14 protein-coding genes are annotated in these 13,672 nt (G+C 65.6%); 10 read left to right on the top strand and 4 right to left on the bottom strand.

What is annotated here, in order from left to right:
• Nucleotides 1–162: 162 nt before the first annotated feature.
• Genes ACRDUX_RS25525 through ACRDUX_RS25515 form a run of 3 tightly spaced genes read right to left on the bottom strand, consistent with a single transcriptional unit; the run spans nt 163 to nt 3,918 of the window.
• A complete protein-coding gene (locus ACRDUX_RS25525; RefSeq protein ID WP_526417755.1) occupies nt 163–1,236 on the bottom strand; it encodes an ABC transporter permease in 1,074 nt (357 codons plus the stop codon).
• On the bottom strand, nt 1,233–2,786 hold the full coding sequence (locus tag ACRDUX_RS25520) for a sugar ABC transporter ATP-binding protein (protein WP_526417754.1): 1,554 nt from the start codon (nt 2,784–2,786) through the stop codon (nt 1,233–1,235). The genes ACRDUX_RS25525 and ACRDUX_RS25520 overlap by 4 nt, the downstream gene beginning before the upstream one ends.
• Nucleotides 2,770–3,918 (bottom strand): substrate-binding domain-containing protein, encoded by a 1,149-nt coding sequence (locus tag ACRDUX_RS25515; protein WP_526417752.1) that lies wholly within the window; start codon nt 3,916–3,918, stop codon nt 2,770–2,772. Before ACRDUX_RS25515 ends, ACRDUX_RS25520 begins: the two co-directional genes overlap by 17 nt.
• 293 nt (nt 3,919–4,211) lie before the next feature.
• On the opposite strand from ACRDUX_RS25515, the gene ACRDUX_RS25510 reads away from it, so the two are divergent.
• The 10 genes from ACRDUX_RS25510 to ACRDUX_RS25465 all read left to right on the top strand — a co-directional run bounded on the left by ACRDUX_RS25510 (nt 4,212) and on the right by ACRDUX_RS25465 (nt 13,372).
• Entirely contained in the window at nt 4,212–4,766 is a 555-nt protein-coding gene (locus ACRDUX_RS25510; RefSeq protein ID WP_526417750.1) for an amino acid synthesis family protein, read from the top strand.
• Nucleotides 4,767–4,771: 5 nt separating this feature from the next.
• Complete coding sequence (locus ACRDUX_RS25505; RefSeq protein WP_526417748.1) at nt 4,772–5,668, top strand: NAD(P)-dependent oxidoreductase; 897 nt, start codon at nt 4,772–4,774, stop codon at nt 5,666–5,668.
• Between the two features lie 12 nt (nt 5,669–5,680).
• Entirely contained in the window at nt 5,681–7,111 is a 1,431-nt protein-coding gene (locus tag ACRDUX_RS25500; RefSeq protein ID WP_526417746.1) for an MFS transporter, read from the top strand.
• Between the two features lie 117 nt (nt 7,112–7,228).
• The gene (locus ACRDUX_RS25495) at nt 7,229–8,089 is read left to right on the top strand and encodes a class II fructose-bisphosphate aldolase (RefSeq protein WP_526417744.1); all 861 of its coding nucleotides are present in this window, start codon (nt 7,229–7,231) and stop codon (nt 8,087–8,089) included.
• Nucleotides 8,086–8,883, top strand: coding sequence for an HAD-IA family hydrolase (locus ACRDUX_RS25490; protein WP_526417742.1), 798 nt, complete (start codon nt 8,086–8,088; stop codon nt 8,881–8,883). The genes ACRDUX_RS25495 and ACRDUX_RS25490 overlap by 4 nt, the downstream gene beginning before the upstream one ends.
• Nucleotides 8,880–9,506, top strand: a complete 627-nt coding sequence (dhaL, locus tag ACRDUX_RS25485; protein WP_526417740.1) for a dihydroxyacetone kinase subunit DhaL — start codon at nt 8,880–8,882, stop codon at nt 9,504–9,506. The genes ACRDUX_RS25490 and dhaL overlap by 4 nt, the downstream gene beginning before the upstream one ends.
• 69 nt (nt 9,507–9,575) lie before the next feature.
• A complete protein-coding gene (dhaK, locus tag ACRDUX_RS25480; RefSeq protein WP_526417738.1) occupies nt 9,576–10,571 on the top strand; it encodes a dihydroxyacetone kinase subunit DhaK in 996 nt (331 codons plus the stop codon).
• A 16-nt stretch (nt 10,572–10,587) separates the two neighbouring features.
• Nucleotides 10,588–11,613, top strand: a complete 1,026-nt coding sequence (locus ACRDUX_RS25475; RefSeq protein ID WP_526417736.1) for an ATP-dependent 6-phosphofructokinase — start codon at nt 10,588–10,590, stop codon at nt 11,611–11,613.
• Between the two features lie 96 nt (nt 11,614–11,709).
• On the top strand, nt 11,710–12,375 hold the full coding sequence (locus tag ACRDUX_RS25470; protein ID WP_526417734.1) for a histidine phosphatase family protein: 666 nt from the start codon (nt 11,710–11,712) through the stop codon (nt 12,373–12,375).
• Between the two features lie 85 nt (nt 12,376–12,460).
• Nucleotides 12,461–13,372, top strand: a complete 912-nt coding sequence (locus ACRDUX_RS25465) for an AEC family transporter (RefSeq protein ID WP_526417757.1) — start codon at nt 12,461–12,463, stop codon at nt 13,370–13,372.
• Nucleotides 13,373–13,425: 53 nt separating this feature from the next.
• Here the strand turns inward: ACRDUX_RS25465 and ACRDUX_RS25460 are convergent.
• Nucleotides 13,426–13,672 (bottom strand): barstar family protein (locus tag ACRDUX_RS25460; protein WP_526417733.1); only part of this gene is annotated, 247 nt, incomplete at its 5' end.

Below are 13,672 nucleotides of genomic sequence, written 5' to 3'. Positions count from 1 at the left end.
ACCCGAATCCGGGCGAGATGATCTGCCCGATGATCAGCAGTGCGACGCTGACGACCACCGACGGCAGCCACGGATAGCGCCGGATCAGGGCAAGCAGGTCGGTTCGAGATCCGTTGTCGGCCTGAGTGTTCGGCGCGACCGGGGCCGTGTCGGGTGCAATGGTCATTGCGCGTTCCTTTGCCTGGAGAAGAACACCTGGGTCGCAGCCAGACCGACCACGATCGCGATGCCGGAGACCAGCTGCTGGTAGTAGATGGAGATGTGCAGGGACACGACGAGCGAGTTGAGCAGTCCCAGCGCGATGGCTCCCAGAGCCGGGCCGACGGGTTCGGCCCAGCCGCCGCGCAGTGCTGCGCCACCGAGGACGGCCCCGGCAACGGCGTTGAGGGTGAAGGTGGCGCCAAGGGTCGGGTCGGCGGAGGCGACGTTGAGGGTGAACAGAACCCCGGCGATGCCGGCCAGGACGCCGGAGGCGACGTAGGCCGAGGCCGTGGTGGGGCGCACTGGCACTCCTGCGGCGAACGCGCGGGTGCGGTCGCTGCCGACGGCGCGCATCCGAACCCCCCAGCTGGTCTTCATCGCCGCAAGCGCCGCCAGGACCAGGACGATGGTGATGACGAGGCCCAGGGGCGGGATGCGGGCGGCGACGTAGCTTGCGGTGAGCCCGTCAGGGATGCGCCCGCCGGGCTTGGGAAAGATCCACAGCGACGCCCCGCCGGCGATGAATCCGGTGGCCAGGGTGACCATCAGCGGCTGCAGCCGGAAGTAGGCGACGGCAACGCCGTTGAGCGCACCGAACAGTCCGCCGACGAGGATGCCGACCAGGGCGGCAGCCCAGAACGGGATGCCGTTGTTGCAGATGCCTGGCGTGCTGCAGTCGGTGGCCATCCCGCTGGGGCCCAGGGTGAACAGCCGCATGCCGACCGAGGACAGCAGCACCGTGAAGATTCCGGACAGGCCCATCACCGGCCCGAGCGACAGATCGATGCCGCCGACGAGCATGGTGAACGACACGCCGATCGCCAGGCAGATCGACGGCAGGTAGGTGGCGAAGAAACTGGTCAGGGAGTACGGGGTAGCCGAGTTCGGCGACAGGATCGTGTTGATGACGAACAGGACCACGACGAGAAGGGCAGTGGGTAGCCCTCGCCAACGGCCGGCGCGTTCGAGGAATCCGGTCAACGGGCGTCCCGGCGCGACGGTGCGGGGCATGCCGGCGGTCAGTGTGTCGGTCATCGGGCACCTCCGGTGGGGGCTGAGCTGAGGTTGTGGGCGCTGGTGTGCCCGATCAGGCAGGCGTGGGCGATGGCTTCTTCGGTGACGTTGTCGCCGGCCAGCTCATCGACGACGTGGCCCTGGTGCAGGATGTAAACCCGGTCACAGATCTCGGCGAGCTCGTGGTCGTCGCTGGAGACGACCACCGCGGCGGAGGCGTTGGCGGTGACCATTTCCCGGATCAGACCGTGAATCTCGTTGCGGGTCTGGACATCAACGCCACGGGTCGGGTCATCTGCCAGCAGGACGCGGGGTTTGATTCCCAGCCAGCGTCCCACGACGACCTTCTGCTGGTTGCCACCACTCAGGGTGCGAATCTGGGCCCGTTCGTGAGTGACCAACGCCATGCGCTGCATCACCAGCCGGGGGTCGAAGGCCTTCTTGAAGGCCATTGCGACGACGCCGAGATTTTCGTCGATCGAGCGGTGACCGAACACCATCTCGCGTTCGCGTTCCCCTGAGATGTAGCCGATCCCGCTGCGGACCGCGTCGGCGACCGAGCGGATCCGGACCGGTTCGCCGTCGACGCGGATGGCGCCGTCGCGATGCCCGAGGGCGCCGTAGAGACTGCGCAGCAGCTCGGATTGTCCGTTGCCGCTGAGCCCCGAGATACCCACGATTTCACCGGGATTGGCGTGTAGTGACACCGTGCTGGCGAACTCGGTGACCGCGAGGTCATCGACACCGAGGACGGTGGCCGGTTCGTCGCGCTCGGTGCTGGCGGTGTCGGTGCGCACTTGGCGTTGGCGTGCCGCGGATCCGGCGGTGGCGCCGCTGCCGGTCATGGCGGCCATCAGGTCGTCGAGTGGGTGCTCGGCGAGGCGGTCGGCGTGCACGACGGTGCGGCCGTTGCGCAAAACTGTTGCGCTGTCGCAGAACTCGGTGACTTCTTCGAGGCGGTGCGAGACAAACAGCACCGCTGATCCGGACCCGGCCACCTCGCGCAGGATGGCGCCGACGCGGACGACCTGGTCGCGTCGAAGGGAGGCGGTGAGTTCGTCGACGATGAGCAGCCGCGGTCGATGGACCAGGACGCGGGCCAGTTCAGCCAGGCAGCGTTGGTCCAGCGGCAGGTCGCGCACCTTGGTGTCGAGGATCGCGGGTGTGAGTCCGACCCGGTCGATGACGTCGGTGATCGTGGTGTCGATGGTGCGGGTGGAGGCCAGCCCGAGGCGGGTGGGCAGCGCGTCTATGAGAATGTTCTCGGTGACGGTGAGATCCCCGGCGAGTGCAGTCTCCTGGTAAGTGCCGTATACCCCGGCCGCGCGGCTGGTGACCGGATCCACGATCTGGTGCCCGCCGTCGACGTCGATGCGGCCGGCGTCGGGACGGATCACCCCAAGCAGTGCCTTGGACAAGGTGCTCTTCCCGGAGCCGTTGCCCCCCATCAGTGCGTGCACGGTGCCGGCGCGCACGTGGAGGTCGACGTTCTTCAAGGCTTGGACGTGGCCGAAGTTCTTGGCCATGCCCGTCACCGTGAGGAGCACGGCGGCATCACTGGAAGTAGGCATTGATCTGCTCCTCGGATACTGGGGCTTCCACCGCGAAGGTGTCGGGTTTGCCGTCGACGCGGTTCAGCGCTTCGTCGAGGCTGATGACGTCCATTCCGGGGGGCGTCCAGGTTCCCTTCTTGCCGTCGCGGGTGATGGCCAGGGAGGGCGGAAGGAAGATCGTGTTGTCCAGAATGGACGAGTCGATCGAATTGGGTTGCAGGACACCGGGCTTGATCTTTCCGCCAGCCAGGATCTTGACGATGATGTTGAGCGCGTCCGAGCCGTCGGTGGGGGAGTAGGGGACGGCCATGGTTTCCAGCGCGGGCAGCGACTGCCACTTCTCCAAGAAGCCCTTGGTGTAGTCGCCGATCATGTACTTCGGCAGCGGCACCCCTGCGGACTCGAACGCCTGGATCACGCCAAGGCCCATGATGTCCTGTTCGAGCACCCCGCTGATGTTGCTGTGGCTGGACAACACCGTGGACATCGCCTGGCGCGCCTTGCCCTGGTCCCAATATCCCGGAACGGTGGCCACCGTCTTGATGCCAGGGAACTTGGCCAGGATGTCGGTGGCCGCCTTCTGCCGCGCAGTGTCGGACGGATTGCCGGGCAGGCCGGTGACCTGGACGATCTCGCCCTTGCCGCCGAGTCCGTCGACGAGCCACTGGGTTTGGGCGGCGTACCAGGCAGCGTTGTCGGGCACGATGTTGATCGCGGATTTGGTCGGCGCCGGATCGTTGATGACGAACGGCACGATGCCGGCCGCCTTGAACTTCTCGGCCGCCACCTCCGCCGCTGCGCCCGAGGTCGGGGCGATCAGGACGGCGTCGGGCTTGTCCAGCACGATCTGATCGATCTGGGAGAGCTGGCGGTTGATGTCGGTGCCCGCGCTGACCAGGGTGAAGTCCTTGAGGATGCCCTGATCCTTGAGCTCATTGGCGCGGTTCTGAAGATTGCCGATGAACTGAGTTCGCCAGGTGTTGCCGGTGTAGCCGTTGGAGATCGCGATGGTGTACGGACCGGGATGGGCTTCGCCGAGCGTGGCGGCATGGGTGTCCACCAGGCAGCCGGACAGCGCCGCGACCGAGCATGCGGCCGTCACCAGTGCCGATGCCCGGCGCAGCAACCGCGGCCGGATCGTCGCGCTCACGGTGTGTTCCTCATAGGTAAAACTCCTGACCAGCGCGTTGTTCGTCGACGAGGGTGCCAAGGCCCGCTGGACGGCGCGGCGGACAGGCAATGTGTACGTATCCAATTGTGATGGGTAACACTCTTACACGGTGTATTGAAGAATGTCACTAGCTATCACTTGTTTGCTCAAAGTCGCCTGTACCTGGCACTTCTTCTTGGGGTGAGTGGCCGAGGGGAAGGGCTTGCGCTCTCGAGGGGGTCTGTGCCACAGTGTGCCGCATCACAAATGTATACGTACACACAGGAGTTCACATGGATTTGACCATCCGCAAAGTCACCACGATCACCGAGGAGGTGTACCTGGAGGGTGCAGGCGTCCTGGCCACCCCGCTGCGCCTCGCGGCCTCGATCGCCGTGGTCAAGAACCCTTACGCCGGCCAGGTCACCAAGGACCTGGCGCTGTTCTCCCAGATCTACAGCCCCGAACTCGGAGAGCGGCTGACTGCCCTCGCCTCGGCGGCATTGGGAACCCAGGCCACCGTGTTCGGCAAGGCGACGCTGGTGGGGGAGGGCGGCGAGGTCCAGCACGGTTCCGCGATCATCCACACCAAGGCTTTCGGTGACTTCCAGCGCGCCGCCACCAAGGGCAGCGCCGTGGTACCTGCCGCGGAGAAGCGCGGCGGCGTTGGCGCCACGATCGACCTGTCACTGCGCAGCGCCCTGGATGGCGGTTCGCTCGCCGATACGGACACCTCGCAGCTGTTCAGCTGGGAGGTACGCGTTGCCGACGCCCCCCACTCCGACGAAATCCTGATCATCGTCGTCCTCGGCGACGGCGGCCGTCCCGACATCCGCAAGGAGGCCTGAGGGTTATGACCGAACAGACCGTCGGATTCATCGGCCTCGGCATCATGGGCTCGCGCAACTGCGAGAATTTGCTCAAGGCCGGCGTGAGCCTCATCGTGCACGACCAGAACGCCGAGGTCGTCGACCGCCTGGTCGAGTCCGGAGCCAAGTCCGCGTCCACCCCATCCGAAGTTGCCCGCCGTGCCGATGTGATCCTGCTGTCGCTGCCCGACACCCCGCAGGTCGAGGACGTCACCTTCGGTGAAGACGGCCTCGTCGAGGGAACGCGTCCGGGTCAGGTCATCGTGGACCTGTCTTCGGTGGCTCCGACTACGCCGCAACGCATCTCGGGGCTGTTGCACGAGCGCGACGTGCACTGGCTCGATGCGCCGGTCAGCGGTGGCCCAGCTGGTGCTGCGGCAGGCTCGCTGACGATCATGGTGGGCGGCGACGAGTCGGTACTGGACTCGGTGAAGCCGATCCTCGAGATCATCGGCGAACGAATCGAATACATGGGAGCCTCCGGCATGGGCGCCACCACCAAGACGATCAACCAGCTGGCCATCGGAATCCAGATGATGGCCATGGCCGAGGCGTTCACCGTCGGCACCAAGGCCGGCATTCCCGCCAAAAGGCTCTACGAGGTGCTCTCGACGAGCACGTCGCGCTGCTGGGTGATGACCGAACTGGTCAAGAACGTGGTGTTGGAGAACGACTTCGACAACCCGCGCTTCGCGATCCGGTTGATCGCCAAGGACATGCGGATCGCCGCGCAGTATGCCCAGGACCTCAAGGTGCCCTCGGCGGCGACTGCACTCTCCTCGCAGATGTTCTCGATGGCTGAGGGACTCGGCTGGGGCGATAAGGACCAGATGGCCGTGATGAAACTCTTCGGCAACGCCACCGGCATCGACGAGTGGTGAGGGGTTTTCGACATGAGTGACGTCAACGAGTCAGAGGTCAAGGAATCCGAGGTCGTCGCCGCCGTGGAAGCGGTCAGGCAGAACCCCGCCAAGGTGGCGTTCTCCAGCCTCATCGGCACCACCATCGAGTGGTACGACTACTACATCTTCGGCACCGCGGCCGTGCTGATCTTCAACTCACAGGTCTTCCCGAACCTCGATTCCGTCGCCGCCACCCTGGCCTCGTTGACCACGCTGGCCGTGGCGTTCGTCGCCCGCCCGATCGGTGGGCTGGTGTTCGGACACTTCGGTGACCGGATCGGCCGCAAGACCATGCTGGTGTACTCCATCGGTCTGATGGGCGCCGCCACGTTCGTCATGGGTCTGCTGCCGACCTACAGCTCGATCGGCATCTGGTCGGCGGTCTTGCTGGTAGCACTCCGATTCGCCCAGGGCTTCGCCGTCGGCGGCGAATGGGGCGGGGCGGTGTTGATGGCTCTCGAACACGCACCCCGAGGCAAACGGGCGTTCTACTCGAGCTTCCCGCAGTGCGGAGTGCCATTGGGACTCGTCTTGTCCAGCGGCGCCTTCTACCTCGTCCAGAAGCTTCCCGAGGACTCCTTCCAGGCCTGGGGCTGGCGTATCCCGTTCCTGGCCTCGTTCTTCCTGGTCGTCGTCGGACTGTATGTGCGACTGAAGATCTCGGAGTCCCCGGAGTTCGTCGAGGTCGAGGAGCGGGGCGAGACGGCACGCTTCCCGATCGCAGATCTGTTCAAAACCTCCAAACGCGCCCTGCTCTGTGGGATCTTCAGTGTCGCCGCCGCCAACGGCATCTTCTGGATGGCCACGGTGTACTTCCTGAGTTACGGCACCTCGAACGGGATTGCGCCCAGCACCTTCTTCCTTGCGATCATCGTCGGCGCGGTTCTTCAAGCCATCGTGATCCCACTCGTGGCGATCATCGGTGACCGGTATGGCCTCAAACTCATCATGATCGCGGGAGCGATCGGCGTCGCCGTGATCGCCTTCCCGGTCTTCGCACTGCTGCAGACCGGGCAGACCTGGGCGGTGTACGCCGCGCTCATCCTGTCCCTGCCCATCGGTCACGGTCTCTCCTATGCCTGCGTATCGAGTTTCGTACCCGAGCTGTTCGCCCCGCGGGTGCGCTACACCGGCGCAGCCATGGCCTATCAGATCTCGGGTGTGGTGACCTCGGCCCCCGTGCCGATCCTGGCGACCTTCCTGTACAGCAGGACCGGTGGCACTGCCGCGATCTCTCTGCTGCTGATCTTCGGGTCGATCCTCACGATCGTCGCCGTGTTGGCGGCCAAGACCCGCCATGCCGACGACGACGGCATCGCCGTCCAGTCAGCACCACCCGGCACTGACGGTGCCCTGGCGGCGGAGTCGAATCCGCAGGCCGCACCCAGCGAGGCGAGCAAGCAACCGATGGCAACCTCGTGAATCGCCCAACGACGAACCCACGCAGCGCCTGACCGCACACCACACCTGCACGATTCCAAAGGTGTTGGGACGCACGTTGGCCGCCGATAGAACCACCCCGTTCAGAAAGGACTCGGCATGCCTGTCGTGGCACTCGACGAGATCATCAAACCCGCATTCGAGAAGCGTTACGGCGTTGCGGCGATCAACGTCTTCAACGACCTCACGATGGAGGCAGTGCTCGCGACCGCCGTCGCCGAGCGGTCCCCGCTGATCGTGCAGACGTCGGTGAAGACGGTTCGCACCATCGGCGCCTCCACGTTGTACTCGATGTGGACGGCGATGACGGCCGGCATCGAAGTCCCGGTGTCGCTGCACCTGGACCACTGTCCCGACCGGACCGTCATCACCGAATGCCTTGACCTGGGCTGGAATTCGGTGCTCTTCGATGCTTCGGAGATGCCGGTGCAAGAGAACCAGCGCCAGACCGTGGAGGTGGTGGCCGAGGCCCGGGCACACGGCGCGCAGGTCGAAGGGGAGATCGAGTCGATCACCGGCGTCGAGGACGGTCACGGCTCCGACGACGAAGCCGCACGCCAACCGCTGCAGGTGGTGCTGGACTTCATCACCGAGACCGGCGTCGACGTGTTCGCCCCCGCGATAGGCAACGCCCACGGCGTCTACAAACAGGCGCCGGTGCTCGACTACCAACGGGTCGAGGACGTCGTGGCGAAGACGGCGATCCCCGTCGCACTGCATGGTGGCAGCGGACTGACCGATGACGACTTCACCCGTTTGATCGCGCTCGGCTGCGCCAAGGTCAACATCTCCACCGCATTGAAGATGACCTACATGCAGTCCACCCTTGCCTACCTCGAACAGTGCTCGGTCACCGACAAGTGGGATCCGCCCTCGCTGTTCCGTCACACCGCCGCGGATATTCAGACGCTGGTCAGCGGTCTGATGCGACAGTTCGGCAGCTCGGGTACGGCGGCATGACCACCCAGAAGTTCTCGCTGATCTTCGACTGCGACGGGGTGCTCGCCGACACCGAACGCTTCGGCCACCTGCCTGCGTTCAACGCCGCGTTCGCCGAACTCGGGATCCCGATGAAGTGGAGCGAGGACGACTACGCCCGGCTGGTGCAGATCGGCGGCGGCAAGGAACGCATCGCCGCCGCCCTGGCCGAGGCCGACGTCACCAACCACACCGCCCCAGCGGTGGAGTACGTCAAGAAGATCCACGCGGTCAAGACCCGGATCTATCGGGACATGGTCGCCGACGGCGTGATGCCGCCCCGCCCCGGAGTGACCCGGCTGATCACCGCGGCGCTGGCCGACGGCTGGAACGTGGCAGTCGCCTCGACCTCAGCCGTGGAGTCGGTACGGTCGGTTCTCGAGCGCGCAGCAGGGTCCGCCGCAGCTGGCATTCCGGTGTTCGCCGGGGACATGGTGCCCCGCAAGAAGCCTGCCCCAGACATCTACCGGCTCGCGGTCGCCGAACTCGGCGCCGACTCCCGGGCGACGGTGGTGATCGAAGACAGCGCCGTCGGGTTGCGCGCGGCCCACGCCGCCGGCCTGGCATGCGTGGTCACCCCCAGCAGCTACACCCTCGACGAGAACTTCTCCGAGGCATCCGCGGTGATCTCCACACTCGGTGACCCAGCCCAACCAGCCACCGTGCTCGCCGATCCCCACCAGGTGAATTTCCCCGACCTCGTCGACATCGATGCGCTGACACGACTTCTCGCGATGCACAACCAGTCCGCCTCGACACCAAAGGAGGAGAAGTGACCACCACCGACCCACTGCGCCAGGCGGTGCGCACGATCGCCGAGACCGCGATCGAGAACGAGGCGTACTTCTGCGAACTCGACGCCGCGTTCGGCGACGGCGACTTCGGGTACTCACTGGCCCGCGGTTTCGAAATCGTCTTGGAACAGTGGGATGCACTGTCGGCCAACGAGTCACCGGCATTCCTGCGCGGTGTGGCCACGACGTTGATGAAGCGGCTCGGTGGCACGTCGGGACCCATCTGGGGGACCGCATTCCTGCGCGCAGGCGGAGCCATCACCGACGGCGAAGACATCGGCATTACGCAGGTCGTTGGCATGCTCGACGCGTCCATCGCAGGCATCCAGAAACGCGGAGGCGCCTCCGTCGGCGACAAGACCCTCCTCGACGCACTGTGCCCGCTGCGCGACGAGGTCGCCGCCTGGTCCACCAAGGAAGCCACCCCAGGGGACGTCGCGCACGCCGCGGCCAAGGCCGCCCGCGCCGGCGCGGACCACACCACCGAACTGGCCGCCAGCCGCGGACGGGCCAGCTACGTCGGCGACCGCAGCATCGGTGCCCCCGACCCAGGCGCCGTCGCGATCGCCGTCATGTCCGAGAAGATTGCCGCCCTATGGACGTAACCGATTCCGGCGCACGCCGCGACCACTGAACGCACCTATTCGCGAGAATCCCAGACTGGAGAACGAGCAATGAAGCGCTTCATGAACGACCCCAAGAACTTCGTCCCAGAAGTCCTCGCCGGCATCGCCCGCGCGAACCCCGCCACCCTGCGCCACGACCCGCAGTACAACCTGATCGTCCGCGCCGATGCCCCCGTGGCCGGCAAGGTGGCGATCGTGCAAGGGTCCGGCTCCGGCCACGAACCCGCCCACGTGATGAACGTCGGGAAGGGTCTGCTCGACATCGCCTGCCCCGGTGACATTTTCGCTGCCCCGCCGCTGGACAACGTGCTCGAAGCGATCCGGCGGGTGAACACCGACAAGGGGGTGCTGCTCCTGGTCAACAACTACACCGGCGACAAGATGGTCTTCGAGATGGCCCAGGAAGTGGCCGAGGCCGAAGGCGTCACCGCCGAGCTGCTGTTCATCGACGACGACGTCGCTGTCGAGAACTCGACGTACACCATCGGCCGGCGCGGCGTGGCGGGGAACTTCTTCGTCATCAAGGCCGTCGGCGCCGCCGCAGAGGCCGGCCTAGACCTCAGTGAGGTCCGCAAGATCGGGGAGCGCGTCAACTCCCAGATGCGCTCCATGGGGATGGCACTGACCGCGTGCACCCCACCTTCCAAGGGCGAACCGCTGTTCGACCTGGCCGACGACGAGGTGGAATTCGGTGTCGGCATCCACGGCGAACCAGGCCGCAAGCGCGAGAAGATGCGCGAAGCGAACAAGATCATCGACGAGATGGTCGAGGTCATCGTCTCCGACAAGCCGTTCAACTCCGGTGCGCGGGTGGCCGTGATGGTCAACGGTCTTGGCGGAACCCCGATCAGCGAGCTGTACCTCCTGTTCGGGCACGTCCACGAGCTGCTCGAAGAGCGCGGCATCACGATCGAGCGGTCCTACGTCGGCGACTACTGCACCGCACTGGACATGGCCGGCGCCTCAGTCACCCTGCTGGAACTCGACGACGAGATCGCCGAACTCCTCGATGCTCCGGCGACTTCGGCGCTGCGCATCTTCTGAGCCAGGACGACCAGCCATGAAGCTAGGGATACTCACCAGCGGCGGCGACTGCCCCGGCCTCAACGCGGTCATCCGTGGCGCAGTTCTCAAGGGCACCCGCGAATTCGGCGACGAGTTCATCGGCTTCCGCGACGGGTGGCGCGGGGTGATCGACCGCGACTACGAGGTGCTCGACTGGAAGGCGGTCCGCGGGTTGTCGCGGCGCGGCGGAACCATTCTGGGAACCTCGCGGACCAACCCGTTCGCCGGCGGGATGGACGACACCACCGTCTACGACGCGCTTGGCGACCTCGGCGTCGACGGACTGATCACCATCGGCGGGGAGGGCACGCTGTCGGTGGCCGCCGAACTGCACCGCAGCGCATTCAACGTCGTCGGCGTTCCCAAGACCATCGACAACGACCTCTCTGCCACCGATTACTGCTTCGGCTTCGACACCGCCGTGGAGATCGCCACCGAGGCCATCGACCGGATTCAAACCTCCGGCGAAGCCCACCACCGGTGCATGGTCGTCGAGGTGATGGGACGTAACGCCGGGTGGATCGCACTGCACGCCGGCATCGCCACCAGCGCGCATTCCATCCTCATCCCCGAAGTACCCGAATCGATCGACACCATCTGCAAATGGGTGGAGAGCACCCGCGACCGCGGACGCACCCCCCTGGTCGTCGTCGCCGAGGGATTCGCCTTGGACACCATGGACACCCCGCATCACACCCGCGGCCTCGACACCTTCGGTCGGCCCCGTCTCGGGGGAATCGCCGACGTACTCTCACCGATGATCGAGGACCGCACCGGTATCGAAACACGGGCCACCACACTGGGATACATTCAACGCGGTGCCGTGCCCACCGCCTTCGACCGCGTCCTGGCCACTCGGATGGGAATGGCCGCCGTGCAGTCTGCCCACGACAGCGCCTGGGGCTCCATGGTCGCAGCCAGGGGCACCGATCTGGTCAACGTCCCCCTCCTCGACGCCGTCGCATCGCTGAAAACCGTCCCGCGCGAACGCTACGAAGAAGCGCTGACGCTCTTCGGTTGAGGCGCGCTAACCGACACGACTCAGCGCCGACCCGAGGAAGGGATCCGACATCGACGTCTCTGCTCAAATGCCCATTAGACAACGGCAGGGAGCGTGATGACCATCCGGCGCCTAGTCTTGTTGCGCCACGGGGAAACCAACTTCAACACCGAGGGACGGATGCAGGGCCAACGAGACACCGAACTCACCGACCTCGGACGACGGCAAGCCGCCGACGTTGCCGCAACACTGGCGAAACTCGACCCACTGCTCATCGTCTCCTCTGACCTCCGCCGCGCCCGCGAGACCGCCCAGGCCTTGGCCGAGCAGACCGGACAACCCATACGCATCGATCCGCGTCTGAGGGAGATGCATCTCGGCCACTGGCAGGGCCTCACCGAACCCGAGATCGATTCCGCTGCTCCAGGATCCAGGCGGCAGTGGCACGACGATCCCACCTGGGCGCGGCATGGTGGCGAGAGCCGCGTCGACGTCGCCGAACGCGCACTGCCGGTCGTGGAACACCTGGTGATGGATCAGCCCGACTGGGGCGGCGATGAACCCGACCGGCCGGTTGTCCTGACCGCTCACAACGCGGTCATCGCCGCGCTCACGGCGGCACTTCTCGGGCTGCCGGTCGAGAACTGGCCGGCACTCGGCGGATTGAGCAACGCAAGCTGGGTGCAACTCTCCGGCCACTCCGGCGATTCCGCCGCCGACGGCATCCGCTGGCGTATGGACGTCTGGAACGCCACCGCCCGCGTCGCGAGTGAGGTGCTCTGACCTCCGACGGGCGCCCACCAGTCTCACTGGACATTTGTCGAACTCGTCTCATCGGCCCAGGGGGAGGTGCGCGTCCTTGATCGCCGTGTTGCAGGGCTTTGCAGTCATCGCGGTGATCATCGGAGTCGGAGTCGTCGTCGGACGCACCGGGGTGCTCGGTGACAACGCCGGGACCGTGCTGAACCGAGTCGCGTTCCACATCGGCGTGCCCGCCCTACTGCTCGTCACACTGGCCAAAGCGACCCCAGCGCAAGTGTTCTCACTTCCGCTTCTGGTCTCGGTGATTGCGACGTTCATCGTGTTCGGGATCTACTTCGGCATCGCCACGCTGATCCGACATCGGTCCCGTCGCGATGCCACCATCGGCGCCTGGTCGTCGTCCTACGTGAACGCGGGCAACCTCGGGCTGCCATTGAGCGCGTACGTCCTCGGCAACACCACCGACGTCTCATCGGTGATCGTCTTTCAATGCGTCGTGCTCATACCGCTGGGCGTCGCGATCCTGGACTCGGCCGAAACGGCGCACGCGACGGTGAAGGCGCGGGTGGCGCGGCTGGTTGCCAACCCCACCATCGGTGCCAGCATCATCGGGGTCTCGCTGTCCGCCCTCGGTGCACAGCTACCCGGACTGGTACTCGACCCATTGACACTCCTGGCCGATCTCGCCGTGCCCACCGTGCTCTTGGCATTCGGAATATCGCTGAGTGCGCTCCATAGGGGGCAGCCACACGGCGATCGCATCGACGTCACGCTCGCCGTCGTCCTCAAGTTGGTGCTGATGCCAGTCATCGCGTATGCGCTGTGCCGCTGGGCGTTCAACGGATCACCCCAGCAACTCGTGGTCGTCACGGTCCTCGCCGCCTTGCCCTCCGCGCAAAACGTCAACGCGTTCGCCGCGGTATATCGACGCGGCGAAGTCCTGGCGCGAGACACCACCCTGATCACGACCGCGGCCTCGATACCGACGATCATGGTCATCGTCGCCCTTCTGACTTAGGACGATCATCAATCTGATCTTGACTGCGGCCAAGGGAGGGCCCGAGTGTGGAGTCACCTGAGGTTCAGCGTGACTCCGGCGTCGTCGAAGGCCTCCCGTACCGCGTCGAAGAACGTGTGCTGCCCTCGCTGTACGTCCTTCAGTTGTTGCCGCGATAGATCGCTGTGCTGCCATTCGAACTCGTAGGGTCGATTCTCCGGGGTGCCGAATCCGCCCCGCAGGCAGTCGGTCAGTGCATCGAGATTCTTTCCGAAGTATCCGCCGGGCCCGTTGACGGAGCGTCCGATCTCTCGATAGAAG

The sequence above is a fragment of the Mycobacterium sp. genome, from assembly GCF_050701675.1.
In the GTDB taxonomy this organism is placed as follows: Bacteria; Actinomycetota; Actinomycetes; order Mycobacteriales; family Mycobacteriaceae; genus Mycobacterium.
This window is presented reverse-complemented; position numbering and strand designations above follow the sequence as displayed.